The organism is Undibacterium sp. Tian12W, assembly GCF_049339405.1.
Lineage (GTDB): Bacteria > Pseudomonadota > Gammaproteobacteria > Burkholderiales > Burkholderiaceae_D > Undibacterium.
Map to the genome: position 1 here is coordinate 272,512 of NZ_JBMPPK010000005.1, position 25,481 is coordinate 297,992.

The following is a 25,481-nucleotide window of genomic DNA, read 5'->3' on the forward strand; positions in this document are numbered from 1 at the left end:
AGTTAGAGGGTCTATTTCAAATTGCTTTCATATCCTGCACTGCCGGGATAGCCATGAGTTTCAACAAGGCATAGCCCCACAACAGCAAGCCCGCACCCAGGCAGCCATAAGGATCAGCCGCCCCTTGGGGAAATAAAAACGGATAGGTAACGGCAAACACACTCATCACCAGCCCAAACCAGAAGTGACCTGGCACTTTGAACACGCTGGCCAAAGGCAGGAAGTGCAGGCCAATGATCAGCATGGCGAATGGTGTGACCCACCCGGCCAGGCCCATATTCGCCAGCACATTTCCGCCGACCAGGATGATGGCCCACTGAGCTGCATTAATGACATGGAACAGACGCCCTGCCCTTTGCGCAGCCGGGCTATTGTCGTCAGCATAAGCCTTGTATTGCCGGTGACGCTGGACTGCCAACCCGGCCAGCGTCAACCCTGCAATGGCGATGATCAGATAGACCAGTCCTTTGCCTTGCATGGCACGCTGGTTCCATAACACCATCCAGGCAGCGCCAAAGACAGCAAAGAACATTGCGCCTTTGGCACGGGCAGCGTGGGAAGAAAATGTGGCAGCGTTGATTGCAGACATGATGAGTACTCCTTGTTGAATTGCTGCCAGTATGCCGAAACAGAGTGTGTAATATCAGAGCAAAGTGTCAGGACTTGGCGGTGACAAATGTCATGGTTTTTTCGGATGCAAAAATGTAATTGGCATAGTGAGTCTCACTTGCATGCATAATATCGCTTTTGTAATTGTCGGCAAATTTGCCTGCAATGCGGTTCGCTCAGGCGGCCAAGGACAGGAGATTCTTCAGTGCACTTACTCATTATCGTCATTGCCTTGTTGGCCCTGGCTTATTTTCTGAATCAGGCCATGCAAAAGAACAATCATGCGCAGGACGGAAAGTCCTTGCCTGCGGCTGGCCGTGATGCGGCACATCAAAGCCATCTCGACCGTACTGCCAGTGCACAGGCAGTGGCTTTTATCTCGGAAGGTAAATTGTTTTACCGCGCAGCCCATGGTGAAACCAGGCAATTGCACAGCCCCTATGTGCAAGAGATGCTGGACAAGATGGAAAAACACAGGGAAAGACATGCATGGAAGCAAAACACCAGTTTTGGGGTTTCTGCCTCAGGTGCCTGGCGTCAGTTTGATGGCGAAGGCGCGCAGATCAATGCGACCTCTATGCAATTTGATGAGCAGGGCCGCATCCTGTATTTTTTGCAGGATGCCGGCATGGGTGGCCTGTTTTCGTATGATCTGGAAACTGGCACCGAAAAGCGCATCTTGCACAGGCAAAACCTGGCACTGACAGACATGCATCTGGACCAGGGCAGTGGCAAACTGCTGGCCTCATCGATGAACAAAACCGGCATCGCCAACTTGGTCATGTGCAATCGCGAAGGTGATGAATACCGGGAGTTGACTGGTGGCGATACCCTTGACACCAGCCCCTGCTGGATACCGGATGCAGGAAAGCAGATCCTGTATCAATCCACCGGCATCGCCCGCAATCAAAGTGGCGTCACGCTCGCTTATGGCAATGCCAGCATACAGATGCTGGATGTAAAAAACGGCGCTGTTACGCCGGTGCTGGATGATCCTCAATATGATTTCCTGCACCCACGTGTCTGCCCGCAAGGTAATCTGCACTTCATCCGCCGTCCTTATGAAGTACCCCAATATGACACCAGCAATGCGCTGCTCGATGCCTTGTTTTTTCCTTTTCGTTTATTGCGTGCAGTGTTTCATTACCTGAATTTTTTCTCCATGATGTATAGCCGCAAGCCTTTGACCAGCGCATCCGGCCCGGCCTTGAATGCAGATTTAAAAGAAATCATCCTCAAGGGCAAACGCATCGATGCTGAAAAAGCCTTGAAAAAAGAGGCTATGGTCAATGGCGTGCCTTCATTAGTACCGGCTTCGTGGCAGTTAGTCAGCCGCAACCGCCAGGGCAATGAAACTGTGCTGGCAACCAATGTAGCCGCTTACGATATACGTGCTGACGGCAGCATTGTTTATTCAAATGGACGCGGCGTATTCTTGCTGGGTAGCGGCAGGCAATCAGGCCTGATATTGAAAAGTGAGCTGATTGCAGATGTTATTTCTCAATAAAACCAGGAAAAGACCTTATATGTTGTCATACAACTTTATGCGGGCTTTTTAAGTTAGAATCAGTCTATAACAATCAATTACTTATCAGAACAATACCCGGTTCATGGAAACTCAAGATTACGCCAACGCTCTGCCTACCAAAAGACGGCATAAGAGCCTGTCTCAGGGGCTGGTAGAAAGTATCAGCAATAACATCAAGAATGGCATCCTGAAGCCGGGTGAAAAGCTACCTACCGAATCTGCCATCATGAATCTTTATGATGTCAGCCGCACCGTGGTGCGCGAAGCCATTTCGCATCTGCAGGCTGCCGGGCTGGTGCAAACCCGGCATGGCATAGGCACTTTCATCCTTGAGCCCAGCCAGGCTGCCAGCACCGGCATGCTGCGCGAAGCCATCGTTACTGTCAGGGATGTGCTGGACATACTGGAACTCAGGATCAGCCTGGAAACCGAGGCTGCCTGGCTGGCCGCTTCGCGCCGTACAGAAGAGCAGGCGGTAGCGCTGGGCAAAGCGCTAGAAGATATCCTGGCCAACAAGACCGAAGAAAATGCCTCGGTTAATGCCGATGTGCGCTTTCACCTGCTGATTGCACAATCTACAGGCAACCGTTATTTTGTTGACATCCTTAGCAACCTTGGCACCACCATCATCCCGCGCGCCAGATTGAAATCTGCGATGCTGACACTGGAAAGCAGTACCGGGAATACCAATCAAAATAGCAACAGTGGCAGTAGCTACCTCGAAAGGGTCAACCGCGAGCATGAGGATATTTACCTCGCCATACAGCGCAAAGACCCGGAAGCCGCCCGCGCTGCCATGCGTACCCACCTAAGCAATAGCCGGGAAAGATTGCGACAGGCGCAACAGCGTATAGAAGCTCCTGCAAGCTGATCTCCGCTTAATCCAGGTTTAAATTCAGATTTTTTAAAAGTGTGCTTGTCTTCTCTTATTTTAAGTTGTACGATGACGTATGACTTAAAGAAATAAATAAATAAGCTTACGCACTTACTTTTTAAAACCCGACCAAACCTGGTCATGACGAATCCAGGTTTCCATTTCCGGAGCTACCATGCATCCTCAAGAACTGAAACAAATCCTGTCCTCTGGCCTGCTGTCTTTTCCTCTGACTGACTTTGACGCAGCTGGCGACTTCAATGCCAAGACTTATGCAGAACGTCTTGAATGGTTGGCCCCGTATGGTGCCAGCGCCTTGTTTGCTGCCGGTGGCACGGGTGAATTTTTCTCACTGACCGGTGGTGAATATTCCGACATCATCAAGACTGCCGTCGATACCTGCCGTGGCAAAGTGCCGATCCTGGCCGGTGCCGGTGGCCCTACCCGCCAGGCCATTGCCTATGCACAGGAAGCAGAACGCCTGGGCGCACACGGCATCTTGCTGCTGCCACATTACCTGACCGAAGCCAGCCAGGACGGACTGATCCGTCACGTAGAAGAAGTCTGCGCTTCTGTTAAATTTGGTGTGGTTGTGTATAACCGTGGTAATTCCCGCCTGACTGCTGATTCTCTGGAAAAACTGGCAACACGCTGCCCTAACCTGATCGGCTTTAAGGACGGTATAGGCGATATCGAATTGATGGTATCGATCTGGCGCCGTATGGGTGACCGTTTCAGTTACCTCGGTGGCCTGCCGACTGCAGAAGTTTATGCAGCGGCTTACAAGGCACTGGGCACACCGGTTTATTCTTCTGCCGTATTCAACTTCGTACCAAAACTGGCGATGGATTTTTACCACGCCATTGCAGCAGACGACCATGCCACATCAAATCGCCTGCTTGACCAGTTCTTCCTGCCTTACCTCGAAATCCGTAACCGCAAAGCAGGTTATGCAGTGAGTATCGTCAAAGCTGGTGCGCGTCTGGTTGGCCATAGCGCAGGTCCGGTACGTGCTCCACTGACCGATCTGACAGAGGAAGAAGATGCCATGCTGCACAAATTGATTTTGGCGCAAGGTCCACAATAAATTCAGAAGTAAAGGGAGTACAGAATGCAAATCACCGGGCAAATGCTGATCGGTAAAAAAGCGGTTTTTGGATTGGCAGGTAATGTCAAAGCCATAGACCCATCCACCAATCAGGAAATCGAGCCTGTCTTTGGCTTCGCTACAAAAGATGAAGTTGAGCAGGCTTGCCTGCTGGCTGAACAGGCGTTTGACAGCTACCGCACGACCAGCCTGGAACTGCGGGCACGCTTCCTGGAAGCGATCGCCACAGGCATCATGGATCTGGGCCCTGCACTGATAGAACGTGCAGCACAGGAAACCGGCTTGCCTGTCGCCCGCCTCGAAGGTGAACGTGGCCGCACCGTCAATCAATTGCGCCTGTTTGCCAAAGTAGTACGTGATGGACACTGGCTGGACGCAACCATAGATAGCGCCTTGCCAGAACGCGCACCACCACGCCCGGATTTGCGCTTGCAAAAAATCGCCCTGGGCCCGGTTGCTGTATTTGGTGCCAGTAATTTCCCGCTGGCGTTTTCAGTAGCGGGTGGCGACACAGCATCTGCTCTGGCTGCTGGCTGCCCTGTCGTCGTCAAGGCGCACAATGCTCATTTAGGCACAGCAGAACTGGTAGGCCGCGTCATACAAAGAGCAGTGGCAGATTGCGCCTTGCATGAAGGCGTGTTCTCCATGCTGGTAGGCGCTGGCAGCCAGGTCGGCCAGCAACTGGTTGATCATCCATCCATCAAGGCAGTGGGCTTCACTGGCTCCCGCTCCGGTGGTCTGGCACTGGTAAAAACTGCCAGCCAGCGCAAAGAACCTATCCCGGTGTATGCAGAGATGAGCAGTATCAATCCTGTATTTTTGCTGGATCATGCACTGACAGCACAAACCACGACACTGGCGAAAAACTTTGTCGATTCACTGGCCTTGGGTGCTGGCCAGTTCTGCACCAACCCTGGTTTGGTAATCGCCATAGAAAGTGCAACAGCACGTCAGTTCTTGCAGGATGCAGCCAATGCACTGGAAGATAAACATGCAGCGACCATGCTGACACCAGGCATACACCAGGCCTATGTCAAAGGCACTACGCATCTGGCTGACATCGCGCAATTGCAATTGGTGGCCAAAGGCCAGCAGGCAGAATCCCCATGCGCAGCACAGGCAATGTTGTCTGTATGTTCAGGCAGCACCTTCCTGAGCACGCCAGCCTTGCAGGAAGAAATTTTTGGACCTTCTTCCATCGCCATTCTGTGCAAGGATTTTGATGAAGTAGTCGCCGTCGCCTCTTCGCTGGAAGGGCAATTGACAGCAACCGTACATGCAGTCGCTGACGATCATGCCCAGGCCAGAAAACTCTTGCCAGTGCTGGAAAGAAAAGCCGGACGCATCCTGTTCAATGGTTTCCCTACTGGCGTAGAAGTCGCGCATGCGATGGTACACGGCGGCCCTTTCCCGGCTACCTCGGATAGCCGCAGCACTTCAGTTGGTGCATCAGCGATCGAGCGCTTCTTGCGCCCGGTTTGTTATCAGGGCTTCCCGGCAGATTTGTTGCCGACAGCGCTGCAGGATAGCAATCCCCTGCAACTTGCACGTATGATGGATGGGAAACTGACACTCGCTTAAAGAAAGATGAAGATGTGGAATGGCCCGGGCATGCCCGGGCTGTTTTGTAAATGTTTTGCAAAATGAGCTCATGTACACAGTACTCAAAAAGAAGTGCAGACATGGCAATAAAAATCATCATCAGGAGACGCTCGCATGAGCCAGCAAGCTATAGGAAAATACCGGTGGACTATTTGTGCCCTGCTATTTTTTGCCACCACCGTTAATTACCTGGATCGTCAGGTACTCAGTCTGTTAGCACCGGATTTATCAAAAGAATTTGGCTGGACCAATACTGACTATGCCAATATCACGGCGGTGTTCCAGTTTGTATATGCCATCTCCATGCTGTTTGCCGGCCGTTTCATCGACAAGATAGGTACCAAAAAAGCTTACCTCATCGCCATTGCAGTCTGGTCAGTTGGCGCAGTCATGCATGCTTATTCCATCATGCTGGGTGAAGGCATGGTCAGTGCCCTGACTGCGCTGGGCATAGCGGCAATTCCAGTGTCTGTCGCAGGCTTCATGATTTCACGTGCAGTGCTGGCAATAGGTGAAGCCGGTAACTTCCCTGCAGCAATCAAGGCCACGGCAGAATATTTCCCCAAGCATGAGCGCTCCTTCGCCACCGGCATCTTCAATTCTGGTGCGAACATCGGCGCGATCCTGGCACCTTTGACTGTGCCGCTTATCGCTGCTCAGTGGGGTTGGCAGTCTGCCTTTATCATCATAGGCGCGATAGGTTTTGTCTGGATGATTTTCTGGCAGATGTTCTATGACAAACCAGAACAGCAAAAATATCTTTCGGCAGCAGAACTCGCTTACATCAACAGTGGTGACACACAAACAGCAGAGACAGCAAGTACCACCAGCGATGCAGGTAAAAAAGTATCCTGGTTCAAACTGCTGTCTTACAAACAAACCTGGGCTTTTGTCATAGGCAAGTTCATGACCGACGGCGTGTGGTGGTTCTTCCTGTTCTGGCTGCCCAAGTATCTGGAAGCGCAGTACAAGATGCAAAAGACCGAGATCGTCTTGCCACTGGCAGTCTTGTACAGCATGACCATGATAGGCAGTATAGGCGGAGGTTATTTCCCCAGCTATTTCATGCGCCGTGGTGACAGTCCCTACAATGGCCGCATGAAAGCCATGCTGGTAATTGCCCTGTTCCCCCTGGTGGTCTTGCTGGCACAGCCATTTGGTTACCTCGGCTTCTGGGTGCCGGTATTGCTGATCGGTATAGGCACTTCTGCCCACCAGGCCTGGTCTGCGAATATCTTCACCACCGTATCTGATATGTTCCCGAAAAAATCGGTGGCATCCATCGTCGGCATAGGCGGCATGGCCGGTGGTCTTGGTGGTGTACTGGTCTCCAAAACGGGCGGCTGGCTGTTTGATTATTATGGTCAGCTGGGTCATATACAGACTGGCTACACCATCATGTTTACTTTCTGCGCAGTTGCCTATCTGTTGGCATGGGGCATGATGAAGGCGCTGGTGCCTACCCATAAAGAAATCACAGATCTGTAAGATGACTGAATTTTCACACATAGAATCGATACCAGCCGTGAACTGCATCGTCGGTGAAAGCCCTCTGTGGCATGCGGAGCAGGCGGCCTGGTATTGGGTTGATATACCGGCGAAAACCATTTGGAAACTCGATGCCAGAAATGGCCGCCTGACGTCCTGGCTGACTACAGAAATGGTGGCCTGCATCGCCCTGAAACAGGATGGCGATTTTATTGCGGGTATGGAGAGCGGTATTTTCAGCCTGCACCTCGGTGAAAGCTCACATGCCCGGCAAACCCACCTGGCAGCGCCAGCAGAGCTGATGGGGAGCGGGACAGGCATGCGTTTCAATGACGGCCGCTGTGACCGCCAGGGACGTTTCTGGAGTGGCACCATGTTCATGGACATGGCTGCGGCGAAAGCGATAGGTAATCTCTACCGCTATTCAACAGCGCAAGGACTGTCGGCCCCTGTCGTCAGTAATCTGCTGACCCAGAATGGCCTGGCATGGTCACCTGACGGCAAGACCATGTATTTGTCGGATTCCCATCCTGCCAGCCAGACTATCTGGGCATTTGACTATGATGTGGAAGATGGCATGCCACATAACAAACGCGTCTTTGCCGACATGAAACCCATGGCTGGCCGCCCTGACGGTGCCGCCATGGATGTTGATGGTTGCTACTGGATATGCGGCAATGATGGCGCCTGCCTGCTGCGCTTCACGCCTGCAGGCAGGCTCGACCGTACTATCGCCCTGCCGATGAACAAACCCGCCATGTGCACCTTTGGCGGGCCGGACATGAGTACCTTACTGGTAAGCTCCATAGGTGCTGGCAAGGCAGAACATGATCAATGGGCAGGCAGCCTGGTGCTGGTCAGGCCGGGTGTGGCAGGTGTGCCAGAAACAAGATTCGCAAACTGATTTATTTAATACCTGAAAGCGCAGCGGTACTTGAGCGCATAAGAGATAACATCTCTTATGCGCATTTTTTTATGCTGAGAGCTGGCTATTGTGCAGTTTGTCACCTATCTGCACATTCTTCAATTCCAGGCCCTTGACGTTGTACAGATACAATGGGCTGGCAGCATTCACTGGCGTACCAAACTGGCAATCGCTGATGGTCACATTAGTGACCGGGAAGATCATGGGATTCTTGTCGTCACCGTTATAGTCTGAGGCGACAGGGCCAAGGATGACGATGGCCTGGAAGCACGAGAACTTGCCGTTTTTGGTCGTGACATTACCCACTTTGACATTCGAGATATGCACATTGGTCACCACCGGTGGCCTGGTCCTGACATTGTCACTGACAGGTGCGTAATCGCAATCAAAGGTGATGACGGCACCGGCAGCGGTGGCGACTGTCTTGGATTGTATCGGTGAGCCAGGCAGCGACGTGTAGAAAGACGGGCTGGTCTGCACACCATTCGGAATCGTAATATTGCGTACAAAGAAATTCTTGAGGTAACCGCCACGGTTCATATTGGTCTTCAGGCGTATCGCTGTGTTCAGTGGATTGGTGGCCCAGTTGATATTTTCGAACAAGAGATTTTGCGCATACACATTCTGTATGCCGCCCGCCATTTCACTACCCAGTGTCACCGCGCCATGACCGCTTTGCATGGTGCAATTCTGGATGACAATATTTTGTGAAGGCCCATACTGGGTATCCAGATTCTTGCCTGCCTTGATGGCGATGCAGTCATCACCAGAATCAAAGGTACAGGATTCAACCAGTACATGATCACAGGCCTCGGGGTCAAAGCCATCGCTGTTCGGGCCATGGCTTTTCGCCAGGACATTGCGTATCACGACATTGCGGCAATGCACAGGATGGTGTTGCCAGAACGGCGTATGATTCACCTGATAGCCCTGCATCAAGACATTCGTGCAACTAATAAACTGTATCATCGGCGGACGCAAATTATGGCCCATGCCAAAGATACGTTTGCCCACGGGCACACCCGCTTCAGACAGGGATGGCAGATAATTCGCATCGGCACGCCATTTATCGTTATCGCCCTGTATGCGCAGCCTCTGTTTTTCATCGAGTTGCGGTGCGATTTTTTCCAGGCTGGTCGCATTCAAATCATTTGCGGTATTTTCTGAGCGCTTGCCCAGCTTGTAATTCGGCGTGGTATTTTGTCCCACAGAATTGATGGTTTTTTGCTTGCCCTTCCAGGTCCACCAGCAATCACCATTATCATCAAAGGGAACACCACCCTGGCCGTCGAGTATGCTGCTCCAGTCATCACCCGTCAGAGCAATATTATCCTGACCATAGGCGTATACCATGGGTGAGAAATTCAGGCAGTCATTACTCTGCCAGCGCGATATGACCAGCTTGCCATTTGGCCCGCAGTCAAAGCTGCCGTATTTAGCATAGTCTTCAGGATTATTACTGAAATAGATATGCGCACCCTTTTGTAGATGCACATTCACATTCGACAGCAAGACGATGGGGCCAGCGCAATACCAGTTACCGGCAGGGATGATCACACGGCCACCACCTGCTTCATGACAGGTCTTGATCGCCTGAGCGATCGCAGGATAAATATCTTTGGCATTCGCGACTGGTGTAGATAAATTATCCTGCTCTTCAAAAGAGATCCAGGATTTGACTTTTTTTAATTCACAAGTGACAGCACCAAAATCAGTGATGCGGTAATCAGCAGCGCGAAATTTAAGGGGCTTGGCAAGACGATCGACAATGTCCTGGGCCTTTTGCCAGGGGTCTTCTATCATGCTCGCGGCGAGGGCACGGCTTGCTGGCAAGCTGCTGCCGGCAGCCAGGGACATCGTCTTGATAAAGTTGCGGCGCGCCGTCTGGTTTGCCACTGTATTTTTTTCGTGTTTCATCTTGTCTCTCTTATGCTGTTACCGGTTTACTCTTCAGTATTATTAAATTCAGCCAGGAATATGCGCACAGGTGAAAAAGGCCCGTCATATCCCATCTGCTTTACCGGATCAATTTTTGCTGCCAGTAAATTCGCCCAGTAATCATCACTGGTAAATTGCGCTGGGCGGTAAGGCAAGGTGCCCTTCTTGTTCCAGTCTGACCAGGGCTGCTTTTTATTGATATGTGCACCGATGACAGAATTCATGACGACCATCTTGCCCACCGTTTCCAGCGTTTGCCGCCTGATTGTACCTGTCGGTGAATTGAATACATCGACCTCGCCTATCTGGCAGTCATAGCCTGCAACAGGTACAGGCGCATAGGGTGTGCAACGCTCGTTATGGAACCACTGGCGCGCCAGGCTGAATTTACCAGCGAGGGCATTGCTGCTGCCGTCGTGGGTGAAGCGGCAGTGATCAAACACAAAACCGTAGCGCGACTTCACATTGGTGTTGGGAGCACCAACATAAGAAGAATTGCGGTCACCGAGGGATTTGATTTCAGTTTCAAAAAAGTAGGCCGTGGCATCACCAAAAATAAAATCGACATCGCCTTCTATGTAGGAGCGCTGGAAAAACTGCCTGGCAGTCTGTCCATCCTTGCCTGATTTCATGTACAGGGTATCCTGGAAACCCAGCATGCGCACACCATCAAAATGCGTCTTGTCTGCACCATCCAGCATGACGGCCAGCGCCTGGTGATGCACCATCTGGCTGCGTGCATAAATACCGTTTTCATCAGGACAATTACCCGGCTGGCAATCTGCGCGGGCATTACCCTGATCCTTGTTATAGGCATTTTCTATCGTCAGGTTTTTTGCTTGGAAGCCGGGGCTCTTGACCCACAAAACGGCAGTGCCAAAAGTACCCAGTGCTGGCCGGTCTTTGATGCTGTTGTACATGGCGGCGATAGTAGTGTGTACACCTGCAAACTGTGCAGAAAATTGCTTGGTGTAAGTGCTGCCTGTCGTTGCCGCATCAAGATTGGCACTGATGCGCGTCTTGGCGGCATCACTACCATACAAGGTGATGGGAATAGCCGTATCAGGCACATACACCAGTTCACGGTAAGTACCAGGTTTGATGTAGATGTGAATGCGCTGCTTGCCTGCTTTCGATTTTTCAATATCACCAACAGCTTGATTAACTGCAGCCTGGACTTGCCTGAATACCCTGACGCCATCTGGTGTAGCGTTAACATCAACGACATAGTCAGGCACCAGTTGTGGCTCGGCGGCAATGGGGGCAGACAGCGGGTCCCAGGGCGCCACCTGCTCCTTGCCCGGCAAACCTGCATATTTCAAGACTTCGGTATAGGAAAAGTTCTTGGCAGCCTGCGCATCAAGTTGCGGACGCTTGCTATTATCAGTTGCACTACCTGGTTCTGGATATGCAGCAAATGCTTTTTCGCACTGTCCGGGATTGGCAGCCACTGCATTGAAAACTACTTTATCACGGCCTTCCAGTTGCACATGTTCAAACTGGCTGCTGCTCTTGTCTGCTACGCTGACATCCTTCATTTTAAGTGCAATGACATGTTCTGCGTCATAGCCTTGCAGGATGATCTTGCCTGGTGTTAAAGACTGTACATGTTCAAGACTGATATTACGGTATTGTGGCACCAGATTACCTGTGGCAGTTTTACCGTAATGGGTATCAAAGTCTATCGGTGCCTTGACGTTGCGTATACAGACATTGCGATAGTTAATGTTTTGTACCAAGCCACCACGCGAGACATCGCTCTTGATACGCAAGCCTGAAGTTGTACCATCCATACTGAGATTTTCGACCAGCACATTGCTGACACCGCCATTGGTTTCACTGCCTATGGACATGCCATGGCCTGAATAAAAATGGTTATTGCGGATGGTGATATTTTCTGTCGGACCGTTGTTACCCGCCTTGATGGCGACATTGTCGTCACCGGTACGGATATAGCTATTGGCAATCGTGATATTGCGCGAAGAGATAGGGTCTATGCCATCGGTATTCCTGGCATTGGCGGACGTATCGATGCGCACACCCCAGGCGGTAAAACCATCAACCTGATTCAGGGTGACATGAAAATTTGGTGAATTGCGCAAAGTGATATTGTGCAGGGTAAAATCATTCGACTGCGTGACTTCTATGAGTCTGGGCACATTCTGGCGATTGTTTTCTTTCTGTGCACGCCGGGCGATCTGCCACCAGCTTTCTTCCTTGCCGGTAATACGTTCGCCACCCTGGCCATCGATGACACCCTCACCATAAATACCGCTGCCTTTGGCGCGTTCTACAGTAATAAAAGGTTTGCAGCCTTTGCCTTTGTCATCATTGATGCCGCAAGTACCTGTGCCACGGTCATAATCGAGCGGGTGCGTCGACGCATATAAGGTCACACCAGCATCAAGCAAAAGTGAAACACCGCTGCGCAATTGCAAAGCACCAGACAGAAAGACCGCCTTGCCATTACGGCTGCTCAGGCGCACTGCCTGTCCGGGGCGGCAGGCGTCTATTGCGGCTTGCAGGCTTTGTGTATCCGGTGCGCGGCCAGATGCAACATTTTGCTTGCCACTCTCCAGTTGTGCTGTCAGCACGCTGCAGATTGCTGGTGTCTGTGGTTCTTTTACCAGGCGGCTATCTTGCGCAAACACTGAGCTGGCAAACAAACAGCCTGATGAGGCCAGTGCAGCAACAACAGCTAATGCAGAAGATTTTTTTCGCTTGCTCATCATCTGTTCCCTGCATTCACATGTGCTTGCAAATTCGGCGCTATCAGCAGTAATTCCTTGAGCACCATGGCAGAAAAATGCGCTGCACCTTTGCTGCCCAGGTGGGTACGGTCAAAGGCAGATTTCGCTGCACCGGCTCTTTCCGTCTTTGCCAGGTCACCCGTGTCTGCTGGCAATGCGGCAGGAGGTGGTGCCATTGCCAGCGTATCGGCTTCAGCCTCGCCCATCGCCTGCACTGAGCTATAACTGATGGCATTCAAATCTATCATGGGTACATGTTTGGCGTCTGCCACTTTCATGCTGGCATCTGCCCAGGGCCGCAAATCATTTTGCAGTTGCGTGCCCTTGAAGCTGCGCCTGGTCAACGGCGTCACTAGCACGGCTTGCGCGCCGGCAGCCTGCACATCATTGACATAGCCTGCCATATTGACAGGGAATTCTGTTGCCAGATCGGTAGAGCGACCGGGCTTACCGGGCTGGTCATTGTGACCGAACTGTATCAATACCAAGGTCTGGCTGAACTGTGCATTATTTGCCATGAGTTTTTGTACTACTTCCCATGAACCCTCAGCACGATAACTGCCAGAGCTGCGGCCACCTTTTGCAAGGTTAAGGCAAGTCACCTCAGGCTTAAAGCGTGCACACAAGGCATCACCATAGCCGCTTTTGGGGGCCATCGTAGAGTCACCCACGAGTATGATACGTGTTGGCTGTGTGGGCTGCGTGGGCTTCGTGGACAACGCAGGACCTGGCGATTCTGCCAGCCGTGTCTGGCTGCAAGCGCACAGCATCAATGCGCTTATCGCAGTCATGGCGAAAGTGCGGAGTATAAGTTTCATGGGATTTTCTGGATTCTTAAAAAAAACAGGGTCTGCGAACAAACCCTGTCTCTGTCAAATGACTACATCACTACGTTAATGCTTAAAAGTTATAAGTCAGACGCGCATTGAATGCACGGCCTATAGGGCTGGCTGCACTGCTCAGATAGCCGTAGGTATAACCACTATGATTGGTGACAGGTGGTTTGGCATCCAGCAAGTTGGTGATACCGGCTGACAAAGTCAGGTTCTTGAAACCACGGTAGCTTGCTGTCAAATTCCAGACCTGGTATGGCTCGATGTCCCTGAAGTATTCTGCCGCAATCAAATTCTGGTCATGGTAGCCAGTGTTATAGTTTTGCGTCAGTTGAGAACTCCAGTTACCATAATTCCATGCCATCGTCAGCGTATGTTTCCAGCGGAAAGTAATGATAGGCAAGCTGCTGGTCGTACCATTGCTGGCGACACCAAAGCGACCCACGTTGGAGACATAAGCGCTGTCTTTTTCCAGTTGGTTATCGAACTGCGTCAGATAAGTACCATTCAACTCAAACTTGAAATTACCCAAGGATGTTTTAGGAATGGAATAAGCCAGGGCAACGTCGATACCAGAAGCTTTCTGGCCACCCAGGTTCATCGTGATATTTTTGATGTAAGCCAGTGAGCCATCAGCATTACGCACAAACAGATCAGCGTACTTGGTTGGGTTCAGGAAATAGACTTGCTCAGGCAAATTAGCCAGCATGTCCTTCATTTCTATATGCCAGTAATCAGCTGACACCGTCAGGTTTTGCAAAGGCTCAGCAGCGATACCAAGAGTAAAGCCCTTGGATGTTTCTGGCTTCAGATCAGCGTTACTACCGGTTTGGCGCGGCAGAGCGACATTACATACTGCTGATGCGACCAGACCAGGCAAGGCTTTGCCGGTACCGGCTACACCAGGAGTGCCGCCCGGGCATTGCACGGGATCATCCCATTTTGCAGCTGTCGTGGTATTTGCACCTGCTACTCGATAGCCATAGCGGTCAAACAGTGTCGGTGCACGGAAACCGGTATTGGCAGAACCACGGAACATCAAAGACTTCATCGGCTGATAACGGAAGCTGGCCTTGGGATTGATGGTATTACCAAAATCGCTGAAATGATCGTCACGCACGGCAACGTTGAAATTCAATTCCTTGGTGACAGGGATTTCCATCTCGGCATAAAGCGCTGCGACATTTCGTGCACCCTGGCCATGCGATGGACCAGAAGCCGCGTAAGTTACGACTGAGGTGATATCAGTCTTGGTATCTTCTGTTGTATCTCTGTGCACATCGGCACCCAAAGCCAGTGTCAATGGTCCGCCAGCGAGTGTAGTCAACTCAGTGGAGGCAGTCAGGTCTATGCCTGTGAAGGTACTGATGGAATGGCGATTCAATGCGCCATCTACCGAGATACTTGCGAGGTAAGCCTTACCTGCAGCATCCTGCAAACCAAAAGGATTCAGCGTGCCGTTGGCTATGCCTGTCAGCAGGCCAGGGCCATTCACATAACCTGTTTCGTAGTAGTTATCACGCTGGCTGTGACCATAGACAAAACCAGCCTTGTAGTCCCAGTTTCCAAAACGGCCTTCATCATTGACGCTGACGCGTTGGTTGACTTGTACGTCCTTGGTCGTGGCTTCTGCCAGGTCGGCGACACTCCATGTGACTGTCAGTGGCTCACCTTTGAGACCTGCTACTGCAGGTACGCCACCAGAGTTACCTGGATACCATTTACTGGTCGATGGTATCAAGGCTGCGACACCATTTGCTGTCAGGCTGGTGGTTGGATTTTTTGTACCGAGGATGTATTCCTGACCGCGCATGTAGTCGATAGTCAGGGTATGGTCATCACTGAATTTCTTGGTGCCTTTGGCATAGAAGGTGACCTGCTCGTTACCATACAGTGCAGTACCGTAATAGGCTGCGTTCAGGATACAGGTATTCTTGGCACCCTGTATGCTGTATGGACCCTGGCAACCTGCTGCATAGTAAGGATTGGCAGCGGTTTTATTGGTCGCTGTCGTAAAGTTGGCAGGCATGGCATAGCCACCGCTACCCAAAGTGGGCGCACGGCCTATGCTGGTCAGGATATCTGTGGTACTCAGCTCGGCGCGGTCAGAAGCCAGCAGGCGGGTGCGGCGATGCGCATCTACTGTACCGTACAAATTCCAGCCATCTTTTTGCAGATCACCGACGCCAACGGTGGCGCTCAGGCGCTGCTCATCACCACCACCAGATTTCTGTGGTTTGACATATTGTGCAGAAACAGAATTACCGACCACTGTGCGCTTGGTAATGAAGTTGACCACGCCGCCGATCGCGTCAGAACCATAGATGGAAGACGCACCATCACGCAGGATTTCTACCCTGGCGATTGCGCTCATAGGGATCACATCAAGATTGGCATAACCATCGGCAATCGCTTCATTGGCCAGACGGCGGCCATTCAGCAAGACCAGGGTACGATTAACACCCAGGCCGCGCAGATTGATATTGGTGCCGGAACCGGCATTGGATGGTGCCAGTGAACTGGACTCAGGCAGGGACATCATCAAATCTGCCAGTGTGGTCATGCCACGTTTTTCCAGCTCTTCACCGGTCACCATAGTGACTGGCAATGATGCTTCTGATGCCAGGCGCTTGATGGATGAACCTGTCACTTCCACCCTTTGTACTTCTTGCGCCTGTGCCTGATTGACCATAGTCAGCACTGCCAGCGCTATGGATGACAATACAAACATGGGCCTTTGGAATTTCTTATCGTGTTTCATCGTTCAGTCTCCTCCTGTTTTAATAGAATTCTCGCGACCACGCCTCGTTGGGTATGGAACGCTAGTTGGAGCACCTCGCGTACTCTGTGCCACTGCGACGAAGATGGGCGCAAAAGCCCCACCGGGGTCACAGCCGGTCAAAAATAATAAAACCCGATTACCGCAAATAAAGTCGCAAATTTTTTCTTTGCTTGATGACTTATCTGCTCTTTTGCTTTTGCATCGCTTTGTGTTGCCAATGCACAGCTTATGTATTGTTATGCGTTCAGCCGCGTGAGAAAGTCCTGGTTACCCTTTCAAGATGCGCCCGCATCGCCTTGCGCGCAGCTGCCGGATCATGCGAAGCAATTGCCTCCAGAATATTTCTATGATCAGTCAACGTTTCCTGGCGCAAGTCTTCTGTCTGGAAATGCTCCTTCAATTTATGCCATAAACGGCCACGCTGGTTCCACAGATATTCAACCGTGCCCACCAGCGCACTATTGCCGGTTGCCCTGGCGATGGCCAGGTGAAAATTCCTGTCAGCATTTTCATTACTGGAATAATTGGCATGATGCTTTTCCATTTCCAATACGGCCTTCAAGATTTCATCTACCGCAGAATCAGTCGCCACTCTTGCTGCAATTGCTGCCACCTCTGCCTCTATCAGGCGACGTGCCGACAGCACTTCAAACGGCCCCGGCCCGGCTTCAGGCACATTCGCCTGGGCTTCAGGCACCTCACTGACATAGACGCCAGAGCCACCTCTTACTTCAATCACACCACCGAGTTCCAGCGCTATCAGTGCTTCACGTAAAGATGCGCGGCTCACACTCAATTTGGTTGCCAGATCGCGCTCAGAAGGCAAACGCTCACCGGCAGCTATATTTTCTTCAGCGATCAGGGCCTGGATCCTGTCTGCTACCACGCGGTACAACCTGGGCTCATGCGTCAGCCCTTCGTTCTGTGAACTATTTTTTTTCATCATGGTGTTTGCTACCCGTAGAAAAGCTTAATAAAAGCAATTCGGTCAGACCATTCTAATGTGGTCAGACCAAATTTGCAATGTGGACTAGCCAGATTTTTTATTTGGTGGCATACTCGCCACAAATGATACGAGAGGGATTATAGCGGACTCTGCATTTCCTCCCGTAGAAAAAGAAAAATCTGACGGTATAAATAGAAGGTTTTCATAGTGGAAGCCGGTCTCTTGACAGTAATGATGCAAATTACCAACGCGGCCAGAACTATATTTTCAAAGTTTCATGCCAATTTCTTTCTGGTATGACCACTTTGAAGAAAACCAGGTTTTTCAATAAAAATAATTGTGCACAGCTCATCTCTTTGTGCATTGATAGCCACAAGTGGCAAAGAAGGGGGAATACAAAATGACGGTATCCAGCATCAGCCGGCCACTCAGCTCGCCGCTATATATACGCATGCATGACAAGGACAATGTGGCGATTGTTGCCAATGATGGTGGCTTGCCAGCGGCAACGGTCTTTCCCTGTGGCCTGGCCTTGCTGGAGCATGTTCCTCAGGGGCATAAACTGGCCTTAGAGGATATTGCTAAGGGTGCTGCCATTACCCGCTATAACGTCACCATAGGTTATGCGGTGCGCACTATCCCACAGGGTAGCTGGGTAGAAGAGTCATTGATACGCATGCCCCCCGCCAGAGAACTGGTGGATTTGCCCATCGCTACCGTGCACGCTCCCAATACTGAACCACTGGAAGGCTATACCTTCATGGGTTACAGGAATGCGGATGGCAGCGTGGGTACGCGCAATATACTGGCGATCACGACGACAGTGCAATGTGTATCCGGTGTGGTTGAGCATGCTGTCAAGCGCATCAAGGAAGAACTCTTGCCGAAGTATCCCAACGTCGATGATGTCGTCGGACTGGAACATACTTATGGCTGCGGCGTCGCGATTGACGCACCAAATGCCAACATACCCATACGCACAGTACGCAATATCAGCCTGAACCCAAATTTTGGCGGACAAGCCATGGTGGTCAGCCTGGGCTGCGAAAAACTGCAGCCGACACGCTTATTCCCCAAGGGTAGTATTCCCATCAAGAAGGGGGATGACGGCAGCGGAGAACCGGCGCTGGTATGCCTGCAGGATCAGGTGCACGTAGGCTTCAACTCCATGATCGCCTCGATCATGAACACCGCAGAGAAACAATTGGCCGAGCTGGACAAGCGCCGCCGCGAACCCTGCCCGGCATCCGAGCTGGTAGTCGGTGTGCAATGTGGCGGCAGCGATGCCTTCTCAGGCGTGACAGCAAACCCGGCGGTCGGCTTTGCGACAGATTTGCTGGTGCGTGCCGGTGCGACCGTGATGTTTTCTGAAGTGACCGAAGTACGTGACGGCATAGACCAGTTAACCTCACGCGCCGCCAACCCGGAAGTGGCCGCCGCCATGATCAGGGAAATGGCCTGGTATGACGATTACCTGAAACGTGGCGGCGTCGATCGCAGCGCGAATACCACGCCAGGCAATAAAAAAGGTGGCCTGTCAAATATCGTTGAAAAGGCCATGGGTTCCATTGTCAAATCTGGCAGCTCCACCATTTCTGGTGTTTTGTCACCCGGTGACAAACTCACGCAAAAAGGCTTGATCTATGCTGCTACGCCAGCCAGCGATTTTGTCTGCGGTACCTTGCAACTGGCTGCAGGCATGAACTTGCATGTATTCACCACTGGCCGCGGCACGCCCTATGGTCTTGCCGCAGTCCCCGTCATCAAGGTCGCCACCAGGAATGATCTGGCAAGACGTTGGAATGACCTCATGGATATCAATGCCGGTAAAATCGCCAGCGGCGAAGCCACGATAGCCGATGTGGGCTGGGAACTGTTCCAGATGCTGCTGGATGTCGCCAGCGGCAAGGAAACTTGGGCCGAACATTGGAAATTGCATAATGCGCTGGTGCTATTTAACCCGGCGCCGATTACCTGATCAATAGTCTCAGCAGAAAATCTCAGCAAAAACGCGTTTCAAGAATTCAATAGAAGAGAAAGAATCCCATGAACACCAATATTACTGAAAAACCTTTCAACCGCATTTTGCTGACCGGTGCTGCCGGTGGGCTGGGCAAAGTCTTGCGTGAACGTATCAAGGCATGGGCCAATATCGTTCGTCTTAGCGACATCGCCGATCTTGGCCCAGCGGGTGAAGGCGAAGAAGTCGTCCAATGTGACCTGGCCGACAAAGCTGCTGTGCTGGCATTGATGGAGGGCGTGGATGTGGTGCTACATTTTGGCGGCATTTCTACAGAAGCCAATTTTGAAGCCATCATGCATGCGAATATTCAGGGTACTTACAATATTTATGAGGCGGTACACAAGCACAATGTCAAGCGCGTGGTATTTGCCAGCTCTAACCATGCAGTTGGCTTTTACCGTACTACGGATTATATCGACGCTGACATGCCTACCCGTCCTGACGGCATGTATGGCATCAGCAAATGTTTTGGTGAATCCTTATCCCGTTTTTACTATGACAGGTTTGGTATAGAAACTGTCTGCATACGCATAGGTTCATCCTTCCCTGTGCCAACGACACGCCGTATGCTGGTGACTTATTTCAGTTACGATGATCTGGTTGAGATGCTGCGCTGCTCTATCTTTGCACAGCGCGTGGGTCACACTATTGCCTTTGGTGTATCTGAAAATCCGGGCAAGTGGTGGGACAACAAAAAGGCGGCACATCTGGGTTACAAGGCCAAAGACAGTTCTACAGTTTTTTCTCATCTGTATCCAGACAGCAGTGAATATCCGGCCAAAGACGATATCACTACTATTTATCAGGGCGGCGGCTTTTTGTTGACGACACCGCAATACAAAGATTAAACCAGGAAATAAGAAGCTGTTGCAAAATCAAAAGGGCAGACAAAATTTATTTGTCTGCCCTTTCTTCATTCACCAGCGGTCAGGTCAAGGAACTGGTCAAGAATATGGAAGTGGTCATCAAAGAATAATTCCTCCATACTTTCCAGCTTGTCTATGCTGACCCAGGCTGCCTGGGCTGCGTCATCGGCAGCGCGGATATCGGGCAAGTGATCAGTCTGCAAATCAAAATAATGCGCATGGGTGATAGTGCGGCCACGCAGGCTGCGGCCTGGATGGTCAAACACTTTGACATCAACCAAAGCATGCTCAAGCGTAGATGCCAGTACCGCCAGATTGGTTTCTTCAAACAATTCGCGTATCGCGCCCTGGAACAGTCTTTCATTCTGATCGAGAAAGCCACCAGGCAGTGCCCACAAACCCTTGCCCGGAAAACCTCCCCGCTGCACCAGTAAGACATGACCAGCCGCCTTGACCACGGCGTCCAGAGTCACGAATGTTGGTGCATAGGGAGCTGCCTTCCATGCCTCCTGATAAGCCAGCAGTTGCGCATGTTCTTTCACCAGCACAGCATAGTGCGGCAAAATGCTCCAGGCCTTCAGGTATTGGCGCACACTCTGTGGCAAATAATGAGCAATCACATCAAGTGATACACGCATGTCTTCTGCCTCAAACAATACCTTGCGTATGACAGTGGCATCTATCGCCAGCAATTGCTCGGCAGCGACCAGTTGCCATTGCGGGAAACGGTTCAGGTAATAACTGGAAACATCCTTGAAGTGGCCTATCAAGGCAATACGTTTCGCATAAGGGAAATGCCTTTCTACCTTGCCACGCACTGCTGTCGCCCAGCGCGCATCATCATAATAATCACGCACGGCAATATATGACACCCGGTCACGCTCTGCAGGTGTGAGCGTCGCATTGATCATGTCTGCCCGCTCTTGCCAGGTGAAAGGGTTTTTGGTACTGCGCGCATGGAAGGATGAACCCAGTACCACGACCACTTCTTCTGCCGTTTCCAGCGCCAGTTGCAGGAGCGTGGCGTGGCCGTTATGAAATGGTTGAAAGCGTCCTATCAATACTGCAACGTCGATTTGCATGGCTGACTTCATAAAATAAAACTTTGATTAATCTTAATTGCTATACTTTGCCGCAATCGGCATCTGCCGTCCACTACCAAAAGCACGACCACGCACGCGAATGATGGGCGGTGCCTGGCGGCGCTTGTATTCATTGCGCGCCACCATGCCCATGATACGGCTCAGGCTCTTCTCACCAGTTTCTGTCTTTTGCAATTTTTCCACAAAGGCCTGCGCTTTGACCAATTCATGGGCAGGCAGGCGCTTGCCTTCTATATGCCATTTCAGCATTTCATCGAGTTCATCATACGGTGGCAGGCTGTCTGTATCAAGCTGATCAGGTGCCAACTCTGCTGATGGTGGTTTGGTCAATACATCTTGCGGGATAATTTCACGCCCGGCTGCATTGTTGACATGCTGCGACAAGGCATACACTTCTGTTTTGTACAAATCTCCGATCAAACCCAGGCCGCCATTGGTGTCACCATACAGGGTGCAATAACCAACCGATATCTCACTCTTGTTACCAGTCGTCAGCAACAGTGCGCCAAAGGCGTTCGAGTATTCCATGAGTATGGTGCCACGTATGCGTGCCTGCAAATTCTCTTGCGTCAATCCACGCAAGGGTAAAGCAAATGCATCTTCAAAACCCTTGGCATATTGCTCCACCAGACTCAGTATGGGATGCGTATACAGTTTGACTTGCAGGTTATTGCATAATTTTACGGAGTCAGATACTGAACCTGTGCTTGAATACGCAGATGGCATGGTGATAGCGATAACGTTTTCTGCCCCCAGCGCCTGTACTGCCAGGGCAATGGTCAATGCCGAATCAATACCGCCAGAAGAACCGACTACCACTTGCTTGAAGCCACAACGGCGCGCATAGTCTTGCAGACCCAAAACGATCTGGCGACGGGTAAATTCTGGCACAGTCAAGCCCGCACTATCCGGTTTGACTAATGCAGTACCATCAATCGCAGAAAACTGCTTGCCTACAAATCCCAGCAACTGAAAATCTTCTTCAAAACGTGCTGCCTCAAAAGTCACGCCATGATCAGCTGTGACCGCAAAAGAAGCGCCATCAAACACCAGTTGATCTTGCCCACCAACCTGGTTCACATACAGCAGGGGCAATTGATGATGCGCAGCGGCCTTGGCAAACATCGTATGTCGTTGCTGGCGTTTGCCTATATCTGAAGGGCTGGCATTGATACTGATGATCAAATCGACCTTGGCTACTGTCAGTGCGTTGAAGGGATTAACCTGGTAATCATGCTCTTCATCATTCCAGCCATCTTCACAGACCATGAAACCCAGTTTATGACCAGCGACATCCAGCGTGCTGGCAACTTCCTGTCCTGGTTCAAAATGGCGGCGCTCATCAAAGATGCCATAAGTCGGCAGCAATTGTTTATAGTATTCAGCAACAATCTCACCATTGCGTATCGCCAGCAAAGCATTATGCAAAGCTTTGCCCTGCCCTTTGTTTGGACGCACAGTGCCGATAACGCTGACGAGATCAGGGCAATCTTTGGAAGCCTGCATGATGCTGGCCAATGCCTGTTCAGCCTTCGATAAAAAAGCGCTGTCTTCGAGCAAATCGCCGGGGTAATAGCCGCATACACAGAGTTCACTGAACACCGCGACATCAGCATCTGCCGCCGCAGCTTTTTGCATATGCTGGATGATCGCGGCAGTATTGCCAGCAAAATCACCCACCATATAATTTAATTGTGCAACTGCCAGTTTCAACATGATGAAAAAGTCCTGAATTTAAATTATAGGGTGATGAAAAACCTGACGCAGGTAAGCGAGGAAGGTTTCATCAGTACACAAGGTCTTGCCGGCAGAATCAGATAATTTTGCGACTGGCTGGCCATTGCAGGACATGAGCTTCATGACGATATTCAAGGCTTTGATGCCTGTGTCATTCGTCAGGTTCGTGCCTATGCCAAAACCCGTCATGGTGCGGTCAGCAAAATGACGGTACAGGCTGAAAGCAGTTTCCAGATTCAGACCATCAGAAAACACCAGGCGTTTGGTGTGCGCATCTATACGCAACTTGGTGTAGTGGGCAAGGGCCTTTTCACCCCAGACCACAGGATCACCAGAGTCGTGACGCAGGCCATCAAACAGTTTGGCAAAGTACAGGTCAAAGTCAGACAAGAAGGCATCCATGCCGACCACATCTGTCAAGGCAGTGCCCAGGTCGCCACGGTATTCCTGTACCCAGTCTTCCAGCGCCGCTTTCTGGAAATCACGCAGACGCACGCCAAAGGACTGGTAAGACTGCAGGTATTCATGCGCCATCGTACCTATTGGCACCAGCTTGTGTTTCTTGGCCAGATAGACATTCGATGTACCCTTGAAGAATTGCGGTACTTCACGCGCCAGCGTGGCCACGACTTCATCATGCCATTCACCAGAGAAACGCCTGCGCAAACCAAAATCAAAGAATTCAAAAGGGTGAGCTCTTGGTGCTTCTTTTCCAAATTCACGAATTTGTTCTATCTTGGCTACCAGCCTGTTTCTACCCTCAACCAGAGACTGCTCCGTTTGCAAGCGGCGGAAATATAATTCATTGACGATATGCAGTACAAAAATTTCAAAACCCATGACATGCACTTGCGGGCCGGTTGCGACGATTTGCAAATTGTCGCCATCGGTACTGACCTTGATGAATTTACGCTGGAAATGGAAGACCGTTAAAAAGTCAGTGAAGTCACTTTTGATGAAGCGCAGGGAACGCAGATAATCGAGTTCGTCTTCAGTAAAGTTCAATGCGCACAGGTGATCAAGTTCACGTTCAACATCTTCCTTCAATTCGGCCAGTGGATAAGCCGTGGAATTGCGGCAAACGAAAGCATATTCAGTCTGGGCATTTGGGTGGCTATGCAGCAAGGCTTGCCACATGGTGAATTTATATAAATCAGTTTCCAGCAAACTTTGAACAACGGGTTTCATATTTTTCTTTTCTAGTGTCACTTAAAAGCTGTTGCAAAATGAAGTATGACCGGCAAGCAGGGGGCGCCATGCAGACCATTGTTTGACGTATCCACAAGCAAAATCAACTCTCGTTTTTTTGACAAAGGGGCGGTGCGCACGGCGCACCCTACGCGTTTATCTTCTTAGCCTTTACACATTCGCCAATAACTCAGGCAATACATCTGCCATCTTCGCAATCTGCACACCCCTGGCAGCCATGTCGCGCACAAAGCCTTCAAACTGGGCATCAAAACCTGTGACTGCACTCATGCAATCAGTTACCAATACCAGCTTATGCAAATCAGCTGCGGCGAAATTTTCTACCAGATGTTCAGTGGTCGCCTTCACACAATGGCTGCCTGCTTCGCCAGTAATATACACGCGGTCAGCCTTGCTGAGTTCGGTAATCAATTGCTGGTTCAGTTGTGTATCAGGGTCAGTGGCATCCGGCACTTCTGCCTTCACCGCTGAATAATGCTCAGTCCAGGGATTGGAACCCTTGTTGATCTTGTTGACCACGCCCAGTTGTTTTTCTTCCCAGGCATTATAGGCTGCACGCACATCGGCATGCACATTCTGCCCCCAAGAGCCAATTTCGCAATGCACTGGCCATATCATCAGTTGATAACGACGTTCAGCTTCCAGCGCATCCAGGTAAACCAGCGCACGAGGTAAAGCCCCTGGCTGGCGTGGCTGATATTCGCCAGCACGTACCGCGCTTGCAGAAATTCTTGTGAAAGGTGACACTGCCGCGCCCTGCCCTGTCCTCCAGAAAGTGGGGTGGGCAATGTCATAGCGATGATGAGCGTCCAGAGTGATACTGATACCGCTGATGCCATCTGCGCCCTTATTGATGAGTTCAGCCACGCGCAACATATCGGCATGGGCGCCAGGTACAGGCAGGGCTGGCGATAGTGGTTCAGCGCTATGCGCATCCCTTGCCAGATAAGCTGACGGCAAATCACAGAAATCATTTTGCGGATCAATGATGAGGACTTGCAAATTGCGTTTCATGATGTTTCCTTTTTCTTGTGAGGCTGATTCTATTGTAGGTCACTTAGTTATTTTTTGCAACTAAGTATCCGTATTTTCTTTTTGCTCGCCTTATCAGTGCTAAAAATAGCTTTCATAGTTAAAAATAAGTTTTATTTTCAATAACT

18 protein-coding genes are annotated in these 25,481 nt (G+C 50.9%); 8 read left to right on the forward strand and 10 right to left on the reverse strand.

Annotated features, from left to right (window positions below; genetic code table 11):
- Positions 1–16: 16 nt before the first annotated feature.
- Entirely contained in the window at positions 17–589 is a 573-nt protein-coding gene (locus tag ACO0LI_RS08610) for a hypothetical protein (RefSeq protein WP_422949089.1), read from the reverse strand.
- A gap of 225 nt (positions 590–814) precedes the next feature.
- Between ACO0LI_RS08610 and ACO0LI_RS08615 the strand changes: the two genes are divergently transcribed.
- The 6 genes from ACO0LI_RS08615 (at position 815) to ACO0LI_RS08640 (ending at position 8,113) form a co-directional block, all read left to right on the forward strand.
- Complete coding sequence (locus ACO0LI_RS08615) at positions 815–2,116, forward strand: TolB family protein (protein WP_422949090.1); 1,302 nt, start codon at positions 815–817, stop codon at positions 2,114–2,116.
- A gap of 103 nt (positions 2,117–2,219) precedes the next feature.
- Entirely contained in the window at positions 2,220–3,008 is a 789-nt protein-coding gene (locus tag ACO0LI_RS08620; RefSeq protein WP_423032266.1) for a FadR/GntR family transcriptional regulator, read from the forward strand.
- A 178-nt stretch (positions 3,009–3,186) separates the two neighbouring features.
- The gene (gene kdgD / locus ACO0LI_RS08625; protein ID WP_423032267.1) at positions 3,187–4,098 is read left to right on the forward strand and encodes a 5-dehydro-4-deoxyglucarate dehydratase; all 912 of its coding nucleotides are present in this window, start codon (positions 3,187–3,189) and stop codon (positions 4,096–4,098) included.
- A gap of 24 nt (positions 4,099–4,122) precedes the next feature.
- Positions 4,123–5,700, forward strand: a complete 1,578-nt coding sequence (locus ACO0LI_RS08630; protein ID WP_422949093.1) for an aldehyde dehydrogenase (NADP(+)) — start codon at positions 4,123–4,125, stop codon at positions 5,698–5,700.
- Between the two features lie 135 nt (positions 5,701–5,835).
- Positions 5,836–7,209, forward strand: a complete 1,374-nt coding sequence (locus ACO0LI_RS08635; protein WP_423032268.1) for an MFS transporter — start codon at positions 5,836–5,838, stop codon at positions 7,207–7,209.
- Between the two features lies 1 nt (position 7,210).
- Positions 7,211–8,113: an SMP-30/gluconolactonase/LRE family protein gene (locus ACO0LI_RS08640; protein ID WP_423032269.1), complete on the forward strand. Its 903-nt coding sequence runs from the start codon at positions 7,211–7,213 to the stop codon at positions 8,111–8,113.
- A 69-nt stretch (positions 8,114–8,182) separates the two neighbouring features.
- Here ACO0LI_RS08640 and ACO0LI_RS08645 read toward each other — a convergent pair whose 3' ends face one another.
- From ACO0LI_RS08645 to ACO0LI_RS08665, 5 genes are all read right to left on the reverse strand, one after another.
- Positions 8,183–10,051 (reverse strand): glycoside hydrolase family 28 protein, encoded by a 1,869-nt coding sequence (locus ACO0LI_RS08645; protein ID WP_423032270.1) that lies wholly within the window; start codon positions 10,049–10,051, stop codon positions 8,183–8,185.
- 26 nt (positions 10,052–10,077) lie between these two features.
- Positions 10,078–12,801 carry a pectinesterase family protein gene (locus ACO0LI_RS08650; RefSeq protein WP_423032271.1) on the reverse strand — a complete coding sequence of 908 codons (2,724 nt, stop codon included), beginning with the start codon at positions 12,799–12,801 and terminating at the stop codon, positions 10,078–10,080.
- Positions 12,801–13,640 carry a rhamnogalacturonan acetylesterase gene (locus ACO0LI_RS08655; protein WP_423032272.1) on the reverse strand — a complete coding sequence of 280 codons (840 nt, stop codon included), beginning with the start codon at positions 13,638–13,640 and terminating at the stop codon, positions 12,801–12,803. The genes ACO0LI_RS08650 and ACO0LI_RS08655 overlap by 1 nt, the downstream gene beginning before the upstream one ends.
- An 82-nt stretch (positions 13,641–13,722) precedes the next feature.
- Complete coding sequence (locus tag ACO0LI_RS08660; protein ID WP_423032273.1) at positions 13,723–16,416, reverse strand: TonB-dependent receptor; 2,694 nt, start codon at positions 16,414–16,416, stop codon at positions 13,723–13,725.
- Positions 16,417–16,681: 265 nt separating this feature from the next.
- Positions 16,682–17,380, reverse strand: a complete 699-nt coding sequence (locus ACO0LI_RS08665; RefSeq protein ID WP_174244975.1) for a FadR/GntR family transcriptional regulator — start codon at positions 17,378–17,380, stop codon at positions 16,682–16,684.
- Positions 17,381–17,783: 403 nt separating this feature from the next.
- Here ACO0LI_RS08665 and garD point away from each other — a divergent pair, with 403 nt between their 5' ends.
- Together garD and ACO0LI_RS08675 are read left to right on the forward strand one after the other, a co-directional pair.
- The gene (garD, locus tag ACO0LI_RS08670; protein ID WP_423032274.1) at positions 17,784–19,361 is read left to right on the forward strand and encodes a galactarate dehydratase; all 1,578 of its coding nucleotides are present in this window, start codon (positions 17,784–17,786) and stop codon (positions 19,359–19,361) included.
- A 68-nt stretch (positions 19,362–19,429) separates the two neighbouring features.
- The gene (locus ACO0LI_RS08675; RefSeq protein ID WP_162039382.1) at positions 19,430–20,254 is read left to right on the forward strand and encodes an NAD-dependent epimerase/dehydratase family protein; all 825 of its coding nucleotides are present in this window, start codon (positions 19,430–19,432) and stop codon (positions 20,252–20,254) included.
- A 65-nt stretch (positions 20,255–20,319) separates the two neighbouring features.
- Here ACO0LI_RS08675 and ACO0LI_RS08680 read toward each other — a convergent pair whose 3' ends face one another.
- The 4 genes from ACO0LI_RS08680 to ACO0LI_RS08695 all read right to left on the reverse strand — a co-directional run bounded on the left by ACO0LI_RS08680 (position 20,320) and on the right by ACO0LI_RS08695 (position 25,335).
- Positions 20,320–21,354 (reverse strand): bifunctional nicotinamide-nucleotide adenylyltransferase/Nudix hydroxylase, encoded by a 1,035-nt coding sequence (locus tag ACO0LI_RS08680; protein WP_423032275.1) that lies wholly within the window; start codon positions 21,352–21,354, stop codon positions 20,320–20,322.
- Between the two features lie 33 nt (positions 21,355–21,387).
- Positions 21,388–23,091 carry an NAD+ synthase gene (locus ACO0LI_RS08685; RefSeq protein ID WP_423032276.1) on the reverse strand — a complete coding sequence of 568 codons (1,704 nt, stop codon included), beginning with the start codon at positions 23,089–23,091 and terminating at the stop codon, positions 21,388–21,390.
- An 18-nt stretch (positions 23,092–23,109) separates the two neighbouring features.
- Positions 23,110–24,300: a nicotinate phosphoribosyltransferase gene (gene pncB / locus ACO0LI_RS08690; protein ID WP_423032277.1), complete on the reverse strand. Its 1,191-nt coding sequence runs from the start codon at positions 24,298–24,300 to the stop codon at positions 23,110–23,112.
- 171 nt (positions 24,301–24,471) lie between these two features.
- On the reverse strand, positions 24,472–25,335 hold the full coding sequence (locus ACO0LI_RS08695) for a cysteine hydrolase (protein WP_423032278.1): 864 nt from the start codon (positions 25,333–25,335) through the stop codon (positions 24,472–24,474).
- Positions 25,336–25,481 lie beyond the last annotated feature (146 nt).